This window comes from Vibrio gallaecicus (assembly GCF_024347495.1).
Taxonomy (GTDB): domain Bacteria; phylum Pseudomonadota; class Gammaproteobacteria; order Enterobacterales; family Vibrionaceae; genus Vibrio; species Vibrio gallaecicus.
In genome coordinates this window covers 1,585,730-1,602,339 of record NZ_AP025491.1, presented here as the reverse complement: position 1 = coordinate 1,602,339, position 16,610 = coordinate 1,585,730, and the positions used below count along the sequence as shown (strand labels likewise).

Genomic DNA, 16,610 nt, shown 5'->3' with positions numbered 1-16,610 from the left:
CAACGTTTCCTGATTCGCAGCTTTTTTATAGTGTTTTTGTTCATCGGTAACATCGCGAATGCATCACAAAGCTTAGACCAGCAAACAGTAACTGAAATGATCGCTAAAGCAGATCGCTACCGACTCAACTCAGAAGCGGCTTCAAAGGTAATTTCCTTAGTCAACTTATACGAAAGCGGGCAATTGGACAAAACGCGTCAGTACAATGTATATACGCGCCCAAATAGAGAATCATTAGTTGTGTTTAAATCCGCAGTAGAGGCGGGGCAAAAAATGCTCATGATAGAAGATAACTACTGGCTATTGATGCCGAAAAGCCGTCGTCCTATTCGTATTACACCAATGCAAAAACTATTGGGTGAAGCGTCGGTAGGGGACATATCGACTTTGACATGGAGTGAAGATTACCAAGGCTCTTGGGTGAAACAGCAAAGCCTAACTTTACCTTCTGGTGAAAGCTTACAAGCGCATCAATTGAAGTTGATATCGAAAACCAAAGGGGCAAGTTATCAAACCATCGATTTATGGGTGAGTGTCGACAGAGCCTTTCCTATTAAAGCTGATTTGTACTTACGTTCAGGGAAAATAGCCAAACAAGCGTGGTTTGAAGAAGGTGTACGCAATGAATTGCCAAGTGTCGTTGCGATGACGCTACTTGATAAGATCCAACCTAATAAAAAGACAGTAATTGAGTACCTGGAAATCTCAGAACAAAAGCTAGAGGATAAGTTCTATAACCCAGCTTACCTATCACGAAATAGTGTGTCAGGGCTTTAATCATGTTTGGTCGTATGGAAACGTATATGAAAAAAGCATGGGAACAGGTTCGTTCTTTGGGCTTATTGAGCTTAATAAGTGTTGGCATGAATGCTTATGCCGAGTCTGTCTATCATGAAGCTGTCTATCATGGAGGTACTCAAACAGATCAAGAAGTGACATTGGCGTGGGACTGGCAAATCAGTGCGGATACCACACAATCCAGAGAAACGCCGTTTAGCTTACAAAGCAAGCATAGCTACCAATCAGTGAATGCGTTGCTTGATTTAGAAGTCGGTTATGAAAATTGGCTTGGGCTATTTGCGATTAAAGGTAACGATTTATACAGCCATAGTTCTCATTTCACCTCTATTGATAGCAACTCTACTTATGGGGCATCACAAACGGACTTTGAGGCTGAGTTCATTATTCGAGAGCTATTTTGGCAAGGTGAATGGGATTTATCGACTGACTGGCTTGGTGATCACTATCTCGATGTAACCTTGGGTAAAGTTCGTTTAGATTGGGGAGTCGGTTATGGTTATCGCCCACTTGATGTGATTAAACCTTACCGCCGTAACCCTGTTGGAATTGTGGCGGAAGAAGGGGCTGGCGTGTTCTCTCTTTCTTCGTTTGATGGGCTAGGGGAGTGGACGCTTATTTATAGTGATTCTTCTTGGACATCTCATGACAGCGACTCTCAATACACCAACGAATTAGAACAACAAAGTGAACAGCAAGGGTTTGGTATACGCCGTTACGGCTTAGTTGGAGAGCATGAATACCAATGGCTCGCTTATTATGATGACGTTAGGCATGGCTTACTTGGGGCAAGTGTGGTTTCTGTACTGGATCTTGCTTGGGAGTTTCATGGTTCAGCGGTGTATCAGCGCCACAGCCTTGGCTATCTGCAGCCCAAGACACAACCAAATAACCTACAGGCTGTAACGTTATCCGAGAAGGATGAGGCTTATCAAGCACTTGTCGGTTTAACGTGGGCGAATGAAATCGGCAATAGCATTATTCTTGAATACTGGTTTGATAGCCGAGCATGGAGCGGCTCTGAATGGAAAGAAGCAATCAACAGTGCAACGCTATTAAAAAGTAACCCAGCAACCGCCACACTGGCTGGTTCCTATGCTCAGGGTTATCAGCACGCCAATATTGTTCAGCATAACCTCATGTTTCATTGGACATTAGACTCAACTGCATGGGCGCATATTTTTTCAGATGGCATGAATGAAACACCTCAAGGTGATTCGTGGGGATGGCTAAGCAATGTGACTCCAACCTTAGATGTGCTGATTTCGCCTGAAGATGGTGGTTTTATTGTGACTCAATGGATCAACTACCAAATGGTCGATAGCGGATCATCTTCGGTTGATTTGGAACTTGCTGCACGCTTTTTAGCTGGTAAAGGTGATTCTGCTTACGCCAACCTACCAGATAGCCATATATTCATTTTAAATATCAAAGGACGATTCTAATGGCACTTAACATTTCTCAACGAATCAAACCTAAGCACTTTCCGTGGATCAAAAGTGTATTACTGACTAGTTTGTTTTGTGTATTAATTGCGTTTACCACACAAACGGTTTGGGAAGGTGGGATCGCACATCACTTATTAATCAGTTTTGGTTTTGGTTATAGCGCAATATTGTCTTCATTCGTCATTGTCCGCTTATTTCCGAATATCTCAAAGTTACTTGAAGCTTCGACCTCTATGGTTTTTTCATTGATTGTCGGGACGCTGAACGCGCGATTTTGGTTGGATGAATATTTAGATGACAGCCAGTCAGGTATGAAATCTGTAGTGTTACTTGGTATTGTTTTTTGTACCATTTGTTATTACTACTTTTATACAAAAGAACAAAAGCTTGTGGCTGAAAATGCCCTAGAAACTGCGAAACGAAGACAAGCCGATCAAGATAAAGCGTTGGTTCAAAGTCAACTCAAACAATTACAAAGCCAAATTGAGCCGCACTTCTTATTTAACACGCTAGCGACTATAAGCGCATTGATTGAAACTGATAATGACAAAGCCAAGCTTATGCTTGAGAAGCTGACAGAGTTATTACGAGTGACACTAAAAAACAGCCGAAATGAGCAATCTACTATTGAACAAGAGCTAGCTTTGATTAACGCTTATCTCGGAATCCAAAAAATTCGACTGGGTGAAAGGTTAACGTTTTCTATCAACAGTAAAGGGATATCTGATGATCAGATTCTACCTCCGTTTTTGATTCAACCTCTTGTTGAAAATGCACTAACACATGGTATTGAACCAAGGGCTGTGGGTGGTAATGTGTCTATTCAAATTACTCGCAAAGATTCGCATCTGGTGATTGAAGTCTCTGATAATGGCGCAGGGTTGAATCCTGAACCTAGCTCAAGTACTACTGGGCATGGTGTGGGGCTTAGTAACATAAAACAACGAATTGAAACTTTGTTTGAAGGTAAGGCAAGTATGTCTATCAAAGAGCAAAGTACTGGTGGTGTAATTTCTACGTTATCGCTGCCTATTTAATCGAGCAATTTACAGTGTGAATTTAAAGGAATGACAAGCATGGCTAGGGCTGAGCAACCAAAAAACGTGACGGCAATCATTGCTGATGATGAAGCATTGCTTAGGCGACATCTAGATAAAACATTAGCGGAAGTGTGGCCAGAACTAGACATCGTTTCTTGCGTCGATAATGGATTAAAAGCATTACAAGACATTGAAACCCTCAACCCTGATATAGCATTTCTCGATATTCGAATGCCTGAAATTGACGGCATGAAACTCGCCCAGAAATTGCAGGCGCTACCTTCCCCTCCACTTGTCGTATTTATCACTGCTTATGACGAATACGCCGTGAAAGCATTCGAACAAAATGCGGTTGATTACTTACTCAAGCCAATTAATGAGGCTCGTTTAAGTGCAACCTGTGAGAAGTTGCAATCGAGGCTTGTCGGTTTACATTCTTCTCCAATAAATGGTTCTCAACAAAATGAATCGTTATCTGCTTCCGCCATACAGGCACCAGACTTAGCGGCTTTGATGGAGCAAATACAGCAACTCTCGCAACCGGCTCAAGCACCACAGTACTTAAATTGGGTGAAAGCGAACGTAGGTGATGATCTTCACTTAATTTCTATTGATGATGTGTTGTTTTTTAAAGCCGAAGATAAATATGTCTCTGTGTTTAAAAAAGATGAAAACGGAAAGCTCCAAGAGTTCATTATACGAACTTCTTTAAAAGAGCTTCTTAGTCAGCTTAATCCAGATGAATTCTGGCAAATTCATCGTTCTACAGTAGTGAAAGTATCGTCTATTCAAAAAGTGAAAAAAGACTTTTCCGGGCAAATGTTGGTTCATATTGAAGGTAGAAAACTACCGGTAAGCCGTTCATCTCAAACCTTATTTAAAGGTATGTGATTCCACTTTAACTCGGTACTCATGCTGCATGGTCTGTAATTTATAAAACCAACAATTTCAAAAAAAATAACGATGGGTTGCAAAAAATAAAAGTAGAGCGGATAGCGAAGAATAATGATATTTGAAGGCGATATATTAGGGGGAAATACCACTTAAAGAGGTCGTCATGAAAGCACATTATGCCGCTGTTGTACTTTGCGTAGCATTAGCCGGGTGCAGCACTCAGCCTACCCAAACCTTATTAAAATCTGACCCGTATTGGGTTACTGGCGAATTGAATAATGGTCTTAAATACCATATTTATCCTGACAAAGAACAGCCTGTTTCGGTACGCTTGCTTGTACATGCCGGCTCACTTCAAGAAAATGAACAGCAGAAAGGCTATGCTCATTTTGTAGAGCACATGGCTTTTAATGGCAGCACCAATTTTTCTCAAAATGATGTAGTAAGTTTGTTTGAACAGGCTGGCGCAAGTTTTGGTGCAGATCTCAACGCGTATACTTCCTACCAAGAAACTCTGTATAAACTTGATCTCCCTGATAATAGCCAATTAGAAAAAGCGGTTACTTGGTTGCGCGATATCGGTGATGGTTTAAGTATTTCTGAGGAAGAGGTTGAAAAAGAGAAGGGGGTGATACTTGGTGAGTTTCGCTATTCCCGTAAAGAAGATAAGCCCTTCGCCTTCAAGTTTTACGACCACTTAATTCAAGATAATCAATTTGCCAAACACGATCCTCTTGGCACTAAAACGTCAGTATCCAATGTGGATGCTCAAGGTCTGAAAGATTTTTATCAAACATGGTATCAGCCTCAATTGACCGAACTGGTTATATCTGGTGATATCACGCTTAGTGAAGCGATACCACTTGTAGAAGAAAAATTTTCAAGCTGGAAAAGAGGGACGACCCCGTTCCCCAATAAGAAAAAACACACCACGTACAATAATAATGACTTTGTCGATTATGTTGGGGGCAGTGAATCTCCAAGCATCGGAATCGTGATTGATCGTGGTGCAAGAGTTACCACCAGTCATGAGCAACAACACCAGTTATGGTTAGATGAAATCTCACAACAGTTGATTCAGCAACGTCTCTCTGATGTATTTGTTGATGCGGCGTTACCCATTCAGTGGGCTTTCTCGACCAGTTATTTAATCGAGTACCAGCGTTACTCGATAACCAGTGTTGCCTTTCCTACTCAGCACCGTGAGCAGAGCCAACAACAGTTTTTCACCACATTGGCTTCTTTACGTGATTACGGTGTGACAGAAAATGAACTGAAAGTTCCTTTACAGGAATACACATCGTATTTAGAAGACGTGAACAGCAATTGGGATAAAATGAATGGTATTGGTCACGCAGAGGGGAAATCGGTTGCGTTAGTTATTGATCAAAAAGTGCAATCTCAGTTGGATTACATCGCCAGTATGAAAGTGTTTTTGGCTGATTTGAACGTGAAGACGATCAACCGGAACCTCGACAAACTGTTATCAAGTTCTTACTTTATCGGCGTAGGGTTAGATGAAAGTGAAGACGTAGCGGCAATACAGGAAGAGCTATCTGGATTGAAATCTACGTTTAAGAAAACAGGCTCAAAGCCATTATTAGTCACCGCCAGCAATGCGTTTAGCGCACCTGGAAAGCAAGGTGAAATAGTGTCGGTGAAACAAATTAACCAAGACCCAAGTTTGCAGAAGTGGACTTTAAGTAATGGCGTGGACGTATGGTATTTACGTGATAGCAAGGCGGGGAATCAAGTCGGTGTATATTACGCTAGCCAAGGTGGTAAAGCTGCATTAGACCCTAGTTTGTTTCCTGCGACCGAAGTGGCTGTTCCCGTCGTGATCCGAAGTGGAGTCGGGGATTTTACTGGTCCTCAATTGGATGCTCACCTAAAACGCCATGATATTCAAATTTACCCATTTATTAATTTTACTCATCATGGGCTAGAAATTAGCGCCAAGAAAAAAGGGCTAGCTGAAAGTTTCGCCGCTCTTAATGCTATCATGAATGATGTTAAGGTTGACCCTGCTCAGCTAGAAGCTGTGAAAGAAGAATTTGCTCAAAATCGCAGTGCTTACTTAGCGACACCTCTTGGCGAGTTTACGCAAATGGTGAACAAGAATAGTTATAAAAGCGACAGCCGACATTTCATGTTGGAAGCTGATGATGTAAAGCGTGTCACGGCAAAAGAAGTGGAAGCGATTCATCATCAACTGTTCCAAATGAGGCGTAACAATACGCTGGTGGTTGTGGCTGATATTAACCCATTAGAGCTGAAGCCTTTGGTTCGTCAATACATTGCATCGATACCTTTGGAAGTCATTGAGGCGCCTGAGTTTACCGTCGCTTATCAAAAAAATGCTTTGCCTAGAGTGGATGTTAACGTAAATACAGAAGACAGTAGCCAATATTTTCTAAGAGTCATATCAGACAACCATACTAGCCAATCAGCGAAGGATGTGTTTATGGATGATATGTTGCAAAGAATATTGAGCCGCCGTTTAACTTCATATGTGCGTGAAGAGCTCAGTTTGGATTATGCACCGTATGCTTTTTCAGCGTCACAAGATAGCGAGCCAAGCCATGACTGGTTCCTAGGTGCGCAAACGGCACCTGAGAACATAGATCAGATAGAAATAGCCATCGATAAAGTGATTACAGATATTTTAACGGGTATTTCAGAAGAAGAAACTCAGGTTGCAGCAAAGCAGTTGGTGGTGGATCTGAACCCTATTAAAGATAATCCAACCCAACAAGCTTGGTTTCTTTCACGGTATCTAATTCATGGCTATGGTGTGAATGCATTGATGGATATTCAAGGAATGGCAGATTCCATTTCTCAAGAGGATATGTCTCAACATGCTAAAGACATTTTTGGTAGTGGTAGTTGGACTTCTAAGAATGTAATGAGACCTAAGTTGTAAATTAAACTCTGTATTAATTTTATCCAAATAGAGGTGAGAGTCGAGAAGTCGCTCTCACTTTTTTGTATTACTAGAATGAAAATGGCTTATTTACTACGAAATTTAGGAGTGATGTAAGCTTAAATAATTTATAAAATGAAGATCGTGATCACAAAGCTATTCGTACAATTTAATATTAAATAATAATCATTAGCTCAGCCTGTATATTGTCACTGAATGACATTAAGAGGTTGTTATGAAAAATTATTATTTAGCGACAGCGCTTTGCGTAACTTTGATTGGCTGTAGCTCAACTCCCCAAAATACCCAAATCCAACCTGATCCTGCTTGGACTTCTGGTCAGCTAGACAATGGTCTTACGTACCATGTTTATCCAGATCATGAAGCATCTGTTTCTGTTCGATTATTGGTTCATGCAGGTTCATTCCAAGAAAATGAGCAGCAAAAAGGCTATGCCCATTTTGTTGAGCATATGGCTTTCAATGGCAGCAAGAACTTCTCTCAAAATGATGTTATTAGCTTATTCGAGCATGCTGGTGCCAGCTTTGGTGCGGATCTGAATGCGTACACTTCTTATCAACAAACGGTGTATCAATTAGATTTACCTGATAACACTCAGTTGAAGCCTGCTTTAACTTGGTTGCGAGATATTGGTGATGGCCTTGAAATCGCAAGTCGCGAAGTGGAAAAAGAAAAAGGCGTCATTTTAGGTGAATTCCGTTATTCACGTTTAGAAGACAAACAAGTTGCAGATAAATTCTATGATCACTTCATTGAAGGTGGACCATATGAATTTAAAGATGCTCTGGGTACGAAAGAGTCGGTGACTCAAGCGAATTCTCAAGGGTTAAAAAGCTTTTACCAAACTTGGTATCAGCCTCAATTAGTTGAGGTGATAGTGTCTGGTGATATAAACATTAATGATGTGGTACCACTCATTGAAAAACAGTTTTCAGATTGGGAACGTGGTCAAACACCTAAGCCTGCAAAACAAAAAATCACGACGTTTAATGAAGGTGACTTTATTGAATATGTGGGTAGTAGTGAGCCCCCGAGCATCTCTTTGATGACGAAACGTGCACCTAGTGTGATTGAAAATCATGCCCAACAGCATCAGTTGTGGCTTGATGAGTTTTCTCAGCAAATGATTCAACAGCGGCTAAACAAAGCATTTAATGACGCAGCACTGCCTACTCAATGGGTGATATCGCAAAATTACTTGATGGAATATCAGCGTTATTCGTTAACCAGTGTGGCATTCCCAGCAGGTGAGCGAGAAGTGACACAGCAAAAGCTATTGTCGACTTTAGCGTCACTGCGCGATTATGGAGTGTCGGAAAACGAGATTGTGAGTGAAGTCCAGGTTTACAAAGGCTTGCTTTATAATGTTGAGAAAGATTGGGATCAAATGGACAGTGTGATTCACGCTGATTATAAAACCACAGCTTTAGAGGTTGATCAAAAAGTACAGTCACAACGTGACTACCAAGCTAGCCTTGAAGCATTCCTTGAAAATTTAGATCTCGATGTGATTAATGACAATATTGAGGCGCTACTATCTAGTGATTATTTCTTGGTTGTAGGGGTGGATAAGAGTGAAGACCAAGCTGAAATAGTAAGCAGCATCGATAGCTTGAAAGCTGAATACAGCAAACCTGGAATTCAACCATTATTTGCCATGACCAGCAGTGCCTTTGCGATTCCTAGTGCTCAAGGGGACATTGTTACTAAAGAGCAAATGTATACAGACCCGCATATCCAGAAGTGGATGCTAAGTAATGGTATTGAAATGTGGTATCTGCGTGACTCTCTTGCTGGTGAGCAAGTTGGGCTGTATTACATTAGCTTAGGTGGTAAAGATGCGTTAGACCCTAGCTTATACCCTGCGGTTGAAGTGACGCTCCCTGCCATTGCAAGAAGTGGTGTTGGCAGTTTCACGGGCTCTGAACTTGAAGCTCATATGGATCGTGAAAGCATTCAGGTGTATCCATTTATTGATTCTACTCGTCATGGCATTGAGTTTAAGCTGAATAAAGATGGGTTAGCAGAAACGTTTGCTGCTTTAAACGCTATTGTGACATCTCCCAATGTATCACCAGACCAACTGGAAGCAGTCAAACAAGAATTTATAGAAGCTCGAGAATCTTTCTTGGAAAGCCCTGTTGGTCAATTTGATCAAGCTATGAACCAGAACAGTTTTGCGCCGAATAGCCGTCACTTTTTATTAGACGGAAAAAGTGTTGAGTCTGTTTCGGCTGATGATGTGTTTAGTGTCCACCAGCAACTGTTTGGTCAATTTCGCAATAATAAAATCGTGGTTGTCGGGAATATTGACCCAAGTGAGTTGATGCCTCTTGTGCGTCAATATGCCGCTTCTATTCCATTGGAAAAGGCTGCAGTGCCTGATTTTAAAGTCGCTTACAATACTAAGCTCAAAGAGCGCATTGATATGGCGATTAACAATGAAGATAGCACTGAGTACATATTGAGAGTGATTTCTGAGAAGTCATCAGAAGCGGTGTCTGAAACTGAATTGCCGAGTTCAGGGCATACAGAAAAGCAATCAGCGAAAGAAGTCTTCATGGAAGATCTTCTGCAGCGTATTCTGACTATTCGTTTAGATGGATATATTCGTGAAGAGCTGAGTTTAGATTACTCGCCTTATGCTTATTCAATATCACAAGACGGTGAGCCAAGTTATGACTGGTTTGTGGGAGCACTAATCGCACCTGAAAATGCGGATAAAATAGAAGTTGCCATTGATAAAGTGATTACTGATCTGCTGAAGGGCATCTCTGACGATGAAATTAGATCTGCGGGTAAACAATTGGAGAACGACTTCACCCCGTTAGAAATAAGCCCGGTTGATCAAGCATGGGTTGTGTCTCGTTACCTTATACATGGTTACGGAGTCGAAGCTTTGTTTGATGTTAATAAGATGGTGAATTCAATTTCTAGCCAAGAAATGAATGAGCTTGCAGAACGAATTTTTGGTGAGCATAGCCGACAGGTCAAGAGTATCTTACGTCCTAAAAGCTAAACTTAAGTGCTTTGCATTTTAACTAATTAAGACAAACGTCTATTTGTTACGTTTAAGTTAGGGTGAACAAGTTACTCTGTATTTCAAAGCCAAGCACTTGTTGCTTGGCTTTTTTGTAGGGGATAAAAAATATAAGGGAGCTAAAAGTTTAGGAGTAAAACACAATAGGTGCCATCGAAGTGATGGACCATCATTGTCAGCGTTATGTCAAATATGAATGAGTTTGCTTTTAAATCAATTGTCACTCTCACGGATGTTCTATATTGTCGCCACTTATACCTTTTGAGTGTTAATTGATTTGCTGAAACTGGGTTTTCGACTTGTGCTACTTTTGCTGTTACTGAGCCTTGGCTTAGTGAACCTGCATGGGCATGCGTTTAATTCCATTCAAACTACGCAATATACGACTACTCAGAAAATCTGCGATGCTCAAGCTCAATTTAAACCAGTAACCAGTGATAGTGCAGCTTCACTTGAAGGTAAGCCTTCTAGCAGTGATGTAGGCTCAGCCTCTGAGTGTGTTAACCAAATCGCGGGGTCTTCTCATGATAGTACCCACTATCATGACACTGAAATGAGCGTTCAGTGGAACACATTCAGGCGAATACTCAGTAATGATCAAGATGCCTCATCTGATCTAGAGCCTGTTTATCATCTACTTATCGACTTTTTTCCTCCATCATTGCTCGCGTTAGTATTAGCAGCCGTACCGCTGCTTGATTCTAAGCTGCATTGGACCAGTCTTATTCAATCGCCTCCATCACGGCTATCAGGCTGGAAAGAAGGCAATATTCAATACTCGCATTTCCGAGACTCTATTTACTAATCACTTCCTTTTTAGGTAAGTCTGCCGCACTGAAATACAACAATTCAGCTTGCCAGTCGATCGCCTAATAAAAATTAACTCGCAATGAAGTAAAACTCACCGTAACTACAGCCAAATTTGATCGGGCGGTTTTACGTGTGGGTTCAGTATTAGTAAATAAAATAAGAGATCTTGCTTGTGAAAAAACACAACAGAAGACAACCCATTAACCGCTATTCAAAGTGGAAATACGTGGTGCTCATCGCCACCATCATCATTATGATTTTTAGTGCTCTACCGTCATGGTATGGCGAAAATGCAGCTATCCAGGTTAGCCAGCGTTCAAGCTCGACTTCTCAGAGTGGATCGTCAAATAGCATGCTAGGAAGCGATGTATTAGATGCGACAAAGGTCATGCAAACACTAGCAAGCCAAGGTATTAAGGCTCAATCTGCTCATCAGAAAGATAAGCGACTGGTCGTGATCTTAGAGGATGCTGAGCAGCAAGCTAAAGCGAAGCAAGTATTAACCGAAAGCTTAGGCAGTAATGCAACGGTTGCGTTAGCCATGGAACCGGCGGCTCCTGCTTGGTTGACGGATATGGGGTTTTCGCCAATCCAATTAGGCTTGGATTTACGTGGTGGTGTGCAGTTCTTATTAGAAGTGGACATGGCACCTGTGTACCAAGCGCAAGTTCAGTCTGTGATTGATGAAGTGACCAGCGAAGTGCGCTATACACGAGGCCGTATTGCAGGTGATGCCGCTGAGCTGACTTTCAGGACTGAAGCGGATTACCACCAAGCTCAAGCATTGATTAAGGAACGTTTTCCGCAGTGGCAAGTGCATGCTTCTGATAAACGTTTAACTCTTACTCAAACAGAAGATGAGCAGCGCACATTGCGCAACTTAACCGTTCAGCAAAACCTCCAAATTATGCGTAGCCGTATTGAAGAGTTGGGGGTAACGGAAGCGTCAATTCAGCGCCAAGGTGAAAGCCGAATTCGAATTGAATTACCAGGAGTTCAAGACCCGGCAGCGGCGAAAGATGTGATTGGAGCAACCGCTTCTTTGGCGTTCTATTCCGTTTATGAAACGCCGACAAGAGGCACGCAGACTCTTAAAGATAAAGAAGGCAACTCAGTGATTGTTGCTCGTAAAGCAGTCCTGAGTGGCGAGCATATTATTGATGCGAGAAGTGGCATTGGGGAGATGGGTAGCGCTGAAGTGAATATCACTTTAGATTCCGCTGGTGGTCGAAAGATGTCGGACTTCTCTCGTCGCAATATTGGTGAGCCAATGGCGACCGTCTATAGTGAATACAGCCGTGACCGCGCAGGGAATAGTGAGCAAACTAGTGAAGTAATTAGTGTGGCTAATATTCAGTCTCAGCTAGGTAGTCGTTTCCGTATTACCGGTGCTGGCAGCATGGATGAGGCGCATGAGCTCGCGTTACTGCTGCGTGCAGGGTCTTTGACAGCGCCTGTGACCATTATTGAAGAGCGTACGATTGGTCCATCATTAGGGGCCGAGAATGTCACTAATGGTTTTGCTGCTCTCGCTCTTGGGCTTGGGTTGACTCTGACTTTCATTGCCTTGTGGTACAGACGCTTAGGCTGGGTAGCTAACTTTGCTCTTATCATCAATATGACCACATTATTTGGTTTAATTGCCATGTTACCTGGCGCAGTTCTCACATTACCTGGTATTGCTGGCTTAGTGCTTACGGTGGGGATGGCAGTGGATACCAATGTTCTGATATTTGAACGTATCCGCGACAAGATGAAAGAGGGGCGAAGCTTTGCTAGCGCGATTGATTGCGGATTCAGCAGTGCTTTTTCGTCTATCTTCGATGCGAACTTCACCACGATGATTGTTGCTATTGCTTTGTACGCAATTGGTAATGGTCCAATTCAAGGCTTTGCATTAACACTCGGCTTAGGTCTTCTTACCAGTATGTTTACTGGCATTTTCGCATCACGCGCCATCATCAATTTGGTTTGGGGGCGTGATCAACGCCACGACGTAAGGATTTAAGCATGAAAATTACCGATAAAATAATGACAACATCACGTCTGGCGATGTGCGGGTTATCACTAGTGCTATTTTTTGCTTCAGTGATGTTAGTGACGGTGAAGGGCTTCAATTGGGGGCTTGATTTCACCGGAGGTGTGGTTGCGGAAGTTCAGCTTTCTGAGCATATATCCAAAGATGAATTGAAGCTCACACTTGATCAAGCTTTAAGCCAAGACGTGCAAGTAATTGGCATGGGCGAGCAAGATCGTTGGACGATACGTTATAGCCAAGTCGCACAAGGGGAACCATCAAATACTGCAGTTCAACCTAACTTAGTCGAAGTGCTGAACCAGGTTAGTGACCAAGTTCAAGTGCTCAATAGCAGTGTAGTTGGTCCGCAAGTCGGCCAAGACATGGTGGAGCAAGGTGGTCTAGCCTTATTGGTATGTTTCGTACTTATTATGCTGTACTTGAGTGTACGTTTTGAGTGGCGTTTAGCATTGGGTGCTTTGGCGGCATTAGTGTATGACGTGACTTTGATTCTGGGGTTGTTTGCACTCACTCAACTTGAATTTAACCTGACTGTACTGGCTGCAATCTTGGCGATTCTGGGTTACTCACTTAATGACTCGATCATCATTGCCGATAGAGTTCGTGAAGTATTGCGTGGTAACCCGAATGGTGAAACAGATAATTTGATCAACCGTTCGATTCAGGCAACCTTCTCACGCACTATGGTAACGTCAGGCACCACATTAATGACAGTCTCTGCATTATGGCTGCTAGGTGGCGCAGCTCTGCAAGGGTTTGCTATCGCATTATGTGTAGGGATCGTGAGTGGTACTTGGTCATCAGTTTCAGTTGGGATTACCTTACCGACATTACTTGGTCTTAAACCTTGCCACTATCAAGTGAAGCCAATCGAAGAGACCGAAGAAGGGTATTCGTGATTGCCTGTCCTAAACAGATAAACAGATAAACAGATAAACAGATAAACAGATAAACAGATAAACAGATAAACAGATAAACAGATAAACAGAAATAATAAGGCTAGCCGATGAGTTTTAATCACCGCTAGCCTTTTTCTTTTTATGGATGATTCATTAAGCTCTGAGGTGGTCTTATGATGTGAATATATGTGTATTAACACATAAAATTATCTCAATTCTAGGGCATTTTAATTTCTATGCATTATGTTTATCTGAGGCTTAATAAATGGAGAGTAAGTCATGGAGTACAGACATCAATGCCACGTTGGCGATCATGGCGATGCACTTAAACACCCAGTGCTTGCAGCTTTAATTCAATCACTTGCTGCGCAGCATGCCAGTTTAAATATTATCGATACACACGCTGGAACGGGCTGTTATGACTTAACGAGCGCACCAGATAATCATGCTGCTGAGTTTAAAGAAGGTGTTGGCTACCTTTGGCAAAATAAAGGTCACTTACCTAGACCGTTTCACGCATTTCTTCGTACTCTCTCCGCCTTTAATCCAGGCGAACAACTGACACTGTACCCTGGTTCTGCCGCTCTAGGTTTCCAGCAAGGTAGACCTCAGGATGCGTTTCATTTTTCAGATATTCAATCCGATGAAGCAGCATTGCTTCAAACGAATATCGAGCAAATTCGATCGGATCTTCATATATCGAGTACGTTGTCGATACTCGCTGGCGATGGTTTAAAAGCTCTGCCGTTATCGGTTGGTACGGACCATTCTCATCACCTTATTGTGATTGATCCGCCTTATGAAGAGGATGAAGAATATATCGCGGTGATAGATGCGTTATGTAAAGCGTATAAGCAAAATGAAAAAGTGACGGCATTAATTTGGTACCCACTTTATACCGAAGATAAAAGTTCATTGATTTTACAAAGAAGTTTATTAGCCTCAAAAGAGCAACAGCTCCCCGTTCCTATACAAGCAGAGCTAAGGCTAAGAGACCCAAAAGATGATGATCGCTTAATTGGCAGTGGCCTATTGTTGTTTAATCCTCCAGCCGGTATGGCTGCTTTAGTAGCTGAAGTACTGGAATATTTACACTGTGAATTGGCTACAAAAGGCGAAGGGTATTGGCAAGTTAAATCTTTGTCTTGTTAAGCTAAAAAGCCCGTCACATAAGTAACGGGCTTACAAAAATCGTCTACGTATTTTAGGACAAGACAGTATTGAGATTTAGGGCTTAGTGTTTGTCTTAGTCAGATAGGTCAAACTGCATTCCAATAGACAGCCCAATCAAATCTTTACCGGCTTTCAGTTCACCAAAATATTTCCCATGAGAGAATCCAAGCGCAATCGACAGCTTATCTTGCATAAGCTCTGGGTCATTATCGGCTACCACTCCTTCAGCTTCAATATACATAGGGAAAGAGAACATATTCGGCATATTGTACCGGTAACTGAGAATTACCCATTCAGCCCACTCACCATTCGTGATGGTATTTTGGTGCTCTGGGTCTATCACTTTTGCATCGATCTCATACTCTTCTTTCGCGTACTGACCTATGACTTTTGCTGAGAACCAATGTTTCTCATCAAGGCGGTATCTAACGCCACCTTCACCGGTTCGAGAGTTTCTTAATTCTGATGTGCCAAGACCATATTTCGCGAAGATATCCCAATCTTCCAGCTCGTAAATATACTTAACGTGGATACCATACTCAAGACTGTTTTTTTCATGGTAGAAGCCCGGTAAGTCACTGTATTCTGTATCGTAATAATACGTAGACTCTCCGACATAAGTTCCATCTAATGCTTCGACTGACACTTCAAGTTGGTGTGCATGGGTTTGAAAAGAGATAATTCCCAAACCTATAGCTGTAAATAACTTGTTCACTGCTGATGCCTGCTTACAATTAGTAGGCGAGAACTATGTCACATATTTGTTTTTTATATAGCACGAAAATTGATTAACTGTGTCTCGAAAATCATGACAATTACTAGGTCAGGTCAGGTCAGGTCAGGTCAGGTCAGGTCAGGTCAGGTCAGCGACTTACCACACCCTAAGCACGTTGGCTGTATATCTGGTGGCAGCATGATGATTAGCCCGCAGTGTGGGCATAGGTCACCTTGAGTTACTGAGATAGATTGAGCCAGAGTTGGAGTTTTATTAAAGAGGTAATATGCATACGCCAGTCTTAAATTTATCTTTAACGGATTCGAACGCTTCAGGATACGCCGCTTTAGCCGCTGAGCGAGTCTCAAAGTGCTCGCTTGAAAGCATGTTACCTAACACTTCAACTGTACTAAATTGTGTGTCGTCTTTGATGTAGTGCCCAGCAAATGTTGAACCAATATAAGTGAAGGTGATAGCTGTAATGGTGTCATCGGTATTCTTACGTAGGCTAACGCATTTTTGGTCCTTGGCTATTTTTTCAAAATGCACACGACCTCTGCCTTTTTCCGGAGTGTAGTAATAAATCGCTTTATCATGAACATATTTATCACCTTGGTGCTGCGCAAAGTCAGTATCAATAAGGATAAAAGCCGGTTTTTGGGCGGCTTGTATTTTTTCTAAGAATGTCATTTTTTCTCCAAACTGTGCAGAATCCGTACCTTTTTATTATATTATCGGAATGTCGTTCTATATGCGAATGGTATCTCTGATTGGTTTAATTCATTGCTTCTCTTTATTCCTAATACTCCTT

12 protein-coding genes are annotated in these 16,610 nt (G+C 42.0%); 10 read left to right on the top strand and 2 right to left on the bottom strand.

Annotated features, from left to right (window positions below):
- The first annotated feature begins 27 nt into the window (after positions 1-27).
- The 10 genes from OCU78_RS22010 to rlmJ all read left to right on the top strand — a co-directional run bounded on the left by OCU78_RS22010 (position 28) and on the right by rlmJ (position 15,063).
- Positions 28-777, top strand: coding sequence for an outer membrane lipoprotein-sorting protein (locus OCU78_RS22010; protein WP_372265973.1), 750 nt, complete (start codon positions 28-30; stop codon positions 775-777).
- An 86-nt stretch (positions 778-863) separates the two neighbouring features.
- Positions 864-2,243 (top strand): hypothetical protein, encoded by a 1,380-nt coding sequence (locus OCU78_RS22005; protein WP_240701692.1) that lies wholly within the window; start codon positions 864-866, stop codon positions 2,241-2,243.
- On the top strand, positions 2,243-3,283 hold the full coding sequence (locus OCU78_RS22000) for a sensor histidine kinase (protein ID WP_137371786.1): 1,041 nt from the start codon (positions 2,243-2,245) through the stop codon (positions 3,281-3,283). Before OCU78_RS22005 ends, OCU78_RS22000 begins: the two co-directional genes overlap by 1 nt.
- A 39-nt stretch (positions 3,284-3,322) precedes the next feature.
- On the top strand, positions 3,323-4,177 hold the full coding sequence (locus OCU78_RS21995; protein ID WP_137371785.1) for a LytR/AlgR family response regulator transcription factor: 855 nt from the start codon (positions 3,323-3,325) through the stop codon (positions 4,175-4,177).
- Positions 4,178-4,343: 166 nt separating this feature from the next.
- Positions 4,344-7,103 carry a M16 family metallopeptidase gene (locus OCU78_RS21990; RefSeq protein WP_137371784.1) on the top strand — a complete coding sequence of 920 codons (2,760 nt, stop codon included), beginning with the start codon at positions 4,344-4,346 and terminating at the stop codon, positions 7,101-7,103.
- 235 nt (positions 7,104-7,338) lie between these two features.
- A complete protein-coding gene (locus tag OCU78_RS21985) occupies positions 7,339-10,143 on the top strand; it encodes a M16 family metallopeptidase (RefSeq protein ID WP_137371783.1) in 2,805 nt (934 codons plus the stop codon).
- A gap of 286 nt (positions 10,144-10,429) precedes the next feature.
- On the top strand, positions 10,430-10,969 hold the full coding sequence (locus OCU78_RS21980; RefSeq protein WP_137371782.1) for a hypothetical protein: 540 nt from the start codon (positions 10,430-10,432) through the stop codon (positions 10,967-10,969).
- Positions 10,970-11,140: 171 nt separating this feature from the next.
- Positions 11,141-12,982, top strand: a complete 1,842-nt coding sequence (gene secD / locus OCU78_RS21975) for a protein translocase subunit SecD (RefSeq protein ID WP_137371781.1) — start codon at positions 11,141-11,143, stop codon at positions 12,980-12,982.
- Between the two features lie 2 nt (positions 12,983-12,984).
- Positions 12,985-13,911, top strand: coding sequence for a protein translocase subunit SecF (gene secF / locus OCU78_RS21970; RefSeq protein ID WP_137371780.1), 927 nt, complete (start codon positions 12,985-12,987; stop codon positions 13,909-13,911).
- A 279-nt stretch (positions 13,912-14,190) separates the two neighbouring features.
- Positions 14,191-15,063, top strand: coding sequence for a 23S rRNA (adenine(2030)-N(6))-methyltransferase RlmJ (gene rlmJ, locus OCU78_RS21965; protein WP_137371779.1), 873 nt, complete (start codon positions 14,191-14,193; stop codon positions 15,061-15,063).
- 94 nt (positions 15,064-15,157) lie between these two features.
- Here rlmJ and OCU78_RS21960 read toward each other — a convergent pair whose 3' ends face one another.
- Entirely contained in the window at positions 15,158-15,799 is a 642-nt protein-coding gene (locus OCU78_RS21960; protein ID WP_240701682.1) for a hypothetical protein, read from the bottom strand.
- A gap of 273 nt (positions 15,800-16,072) precedes the next feature.
- A complete protein-coding gene (locus OCU78_RS21955; RefSeq protein WP_137371777.1) occupies positions 16,073-16,489 on the bottom strand; it encodes a hypothetical protein in 417 nt (138 codons plus the stop codon).
- Positions 16,490-16,610 lie beyond the last annotated feature (121 nt).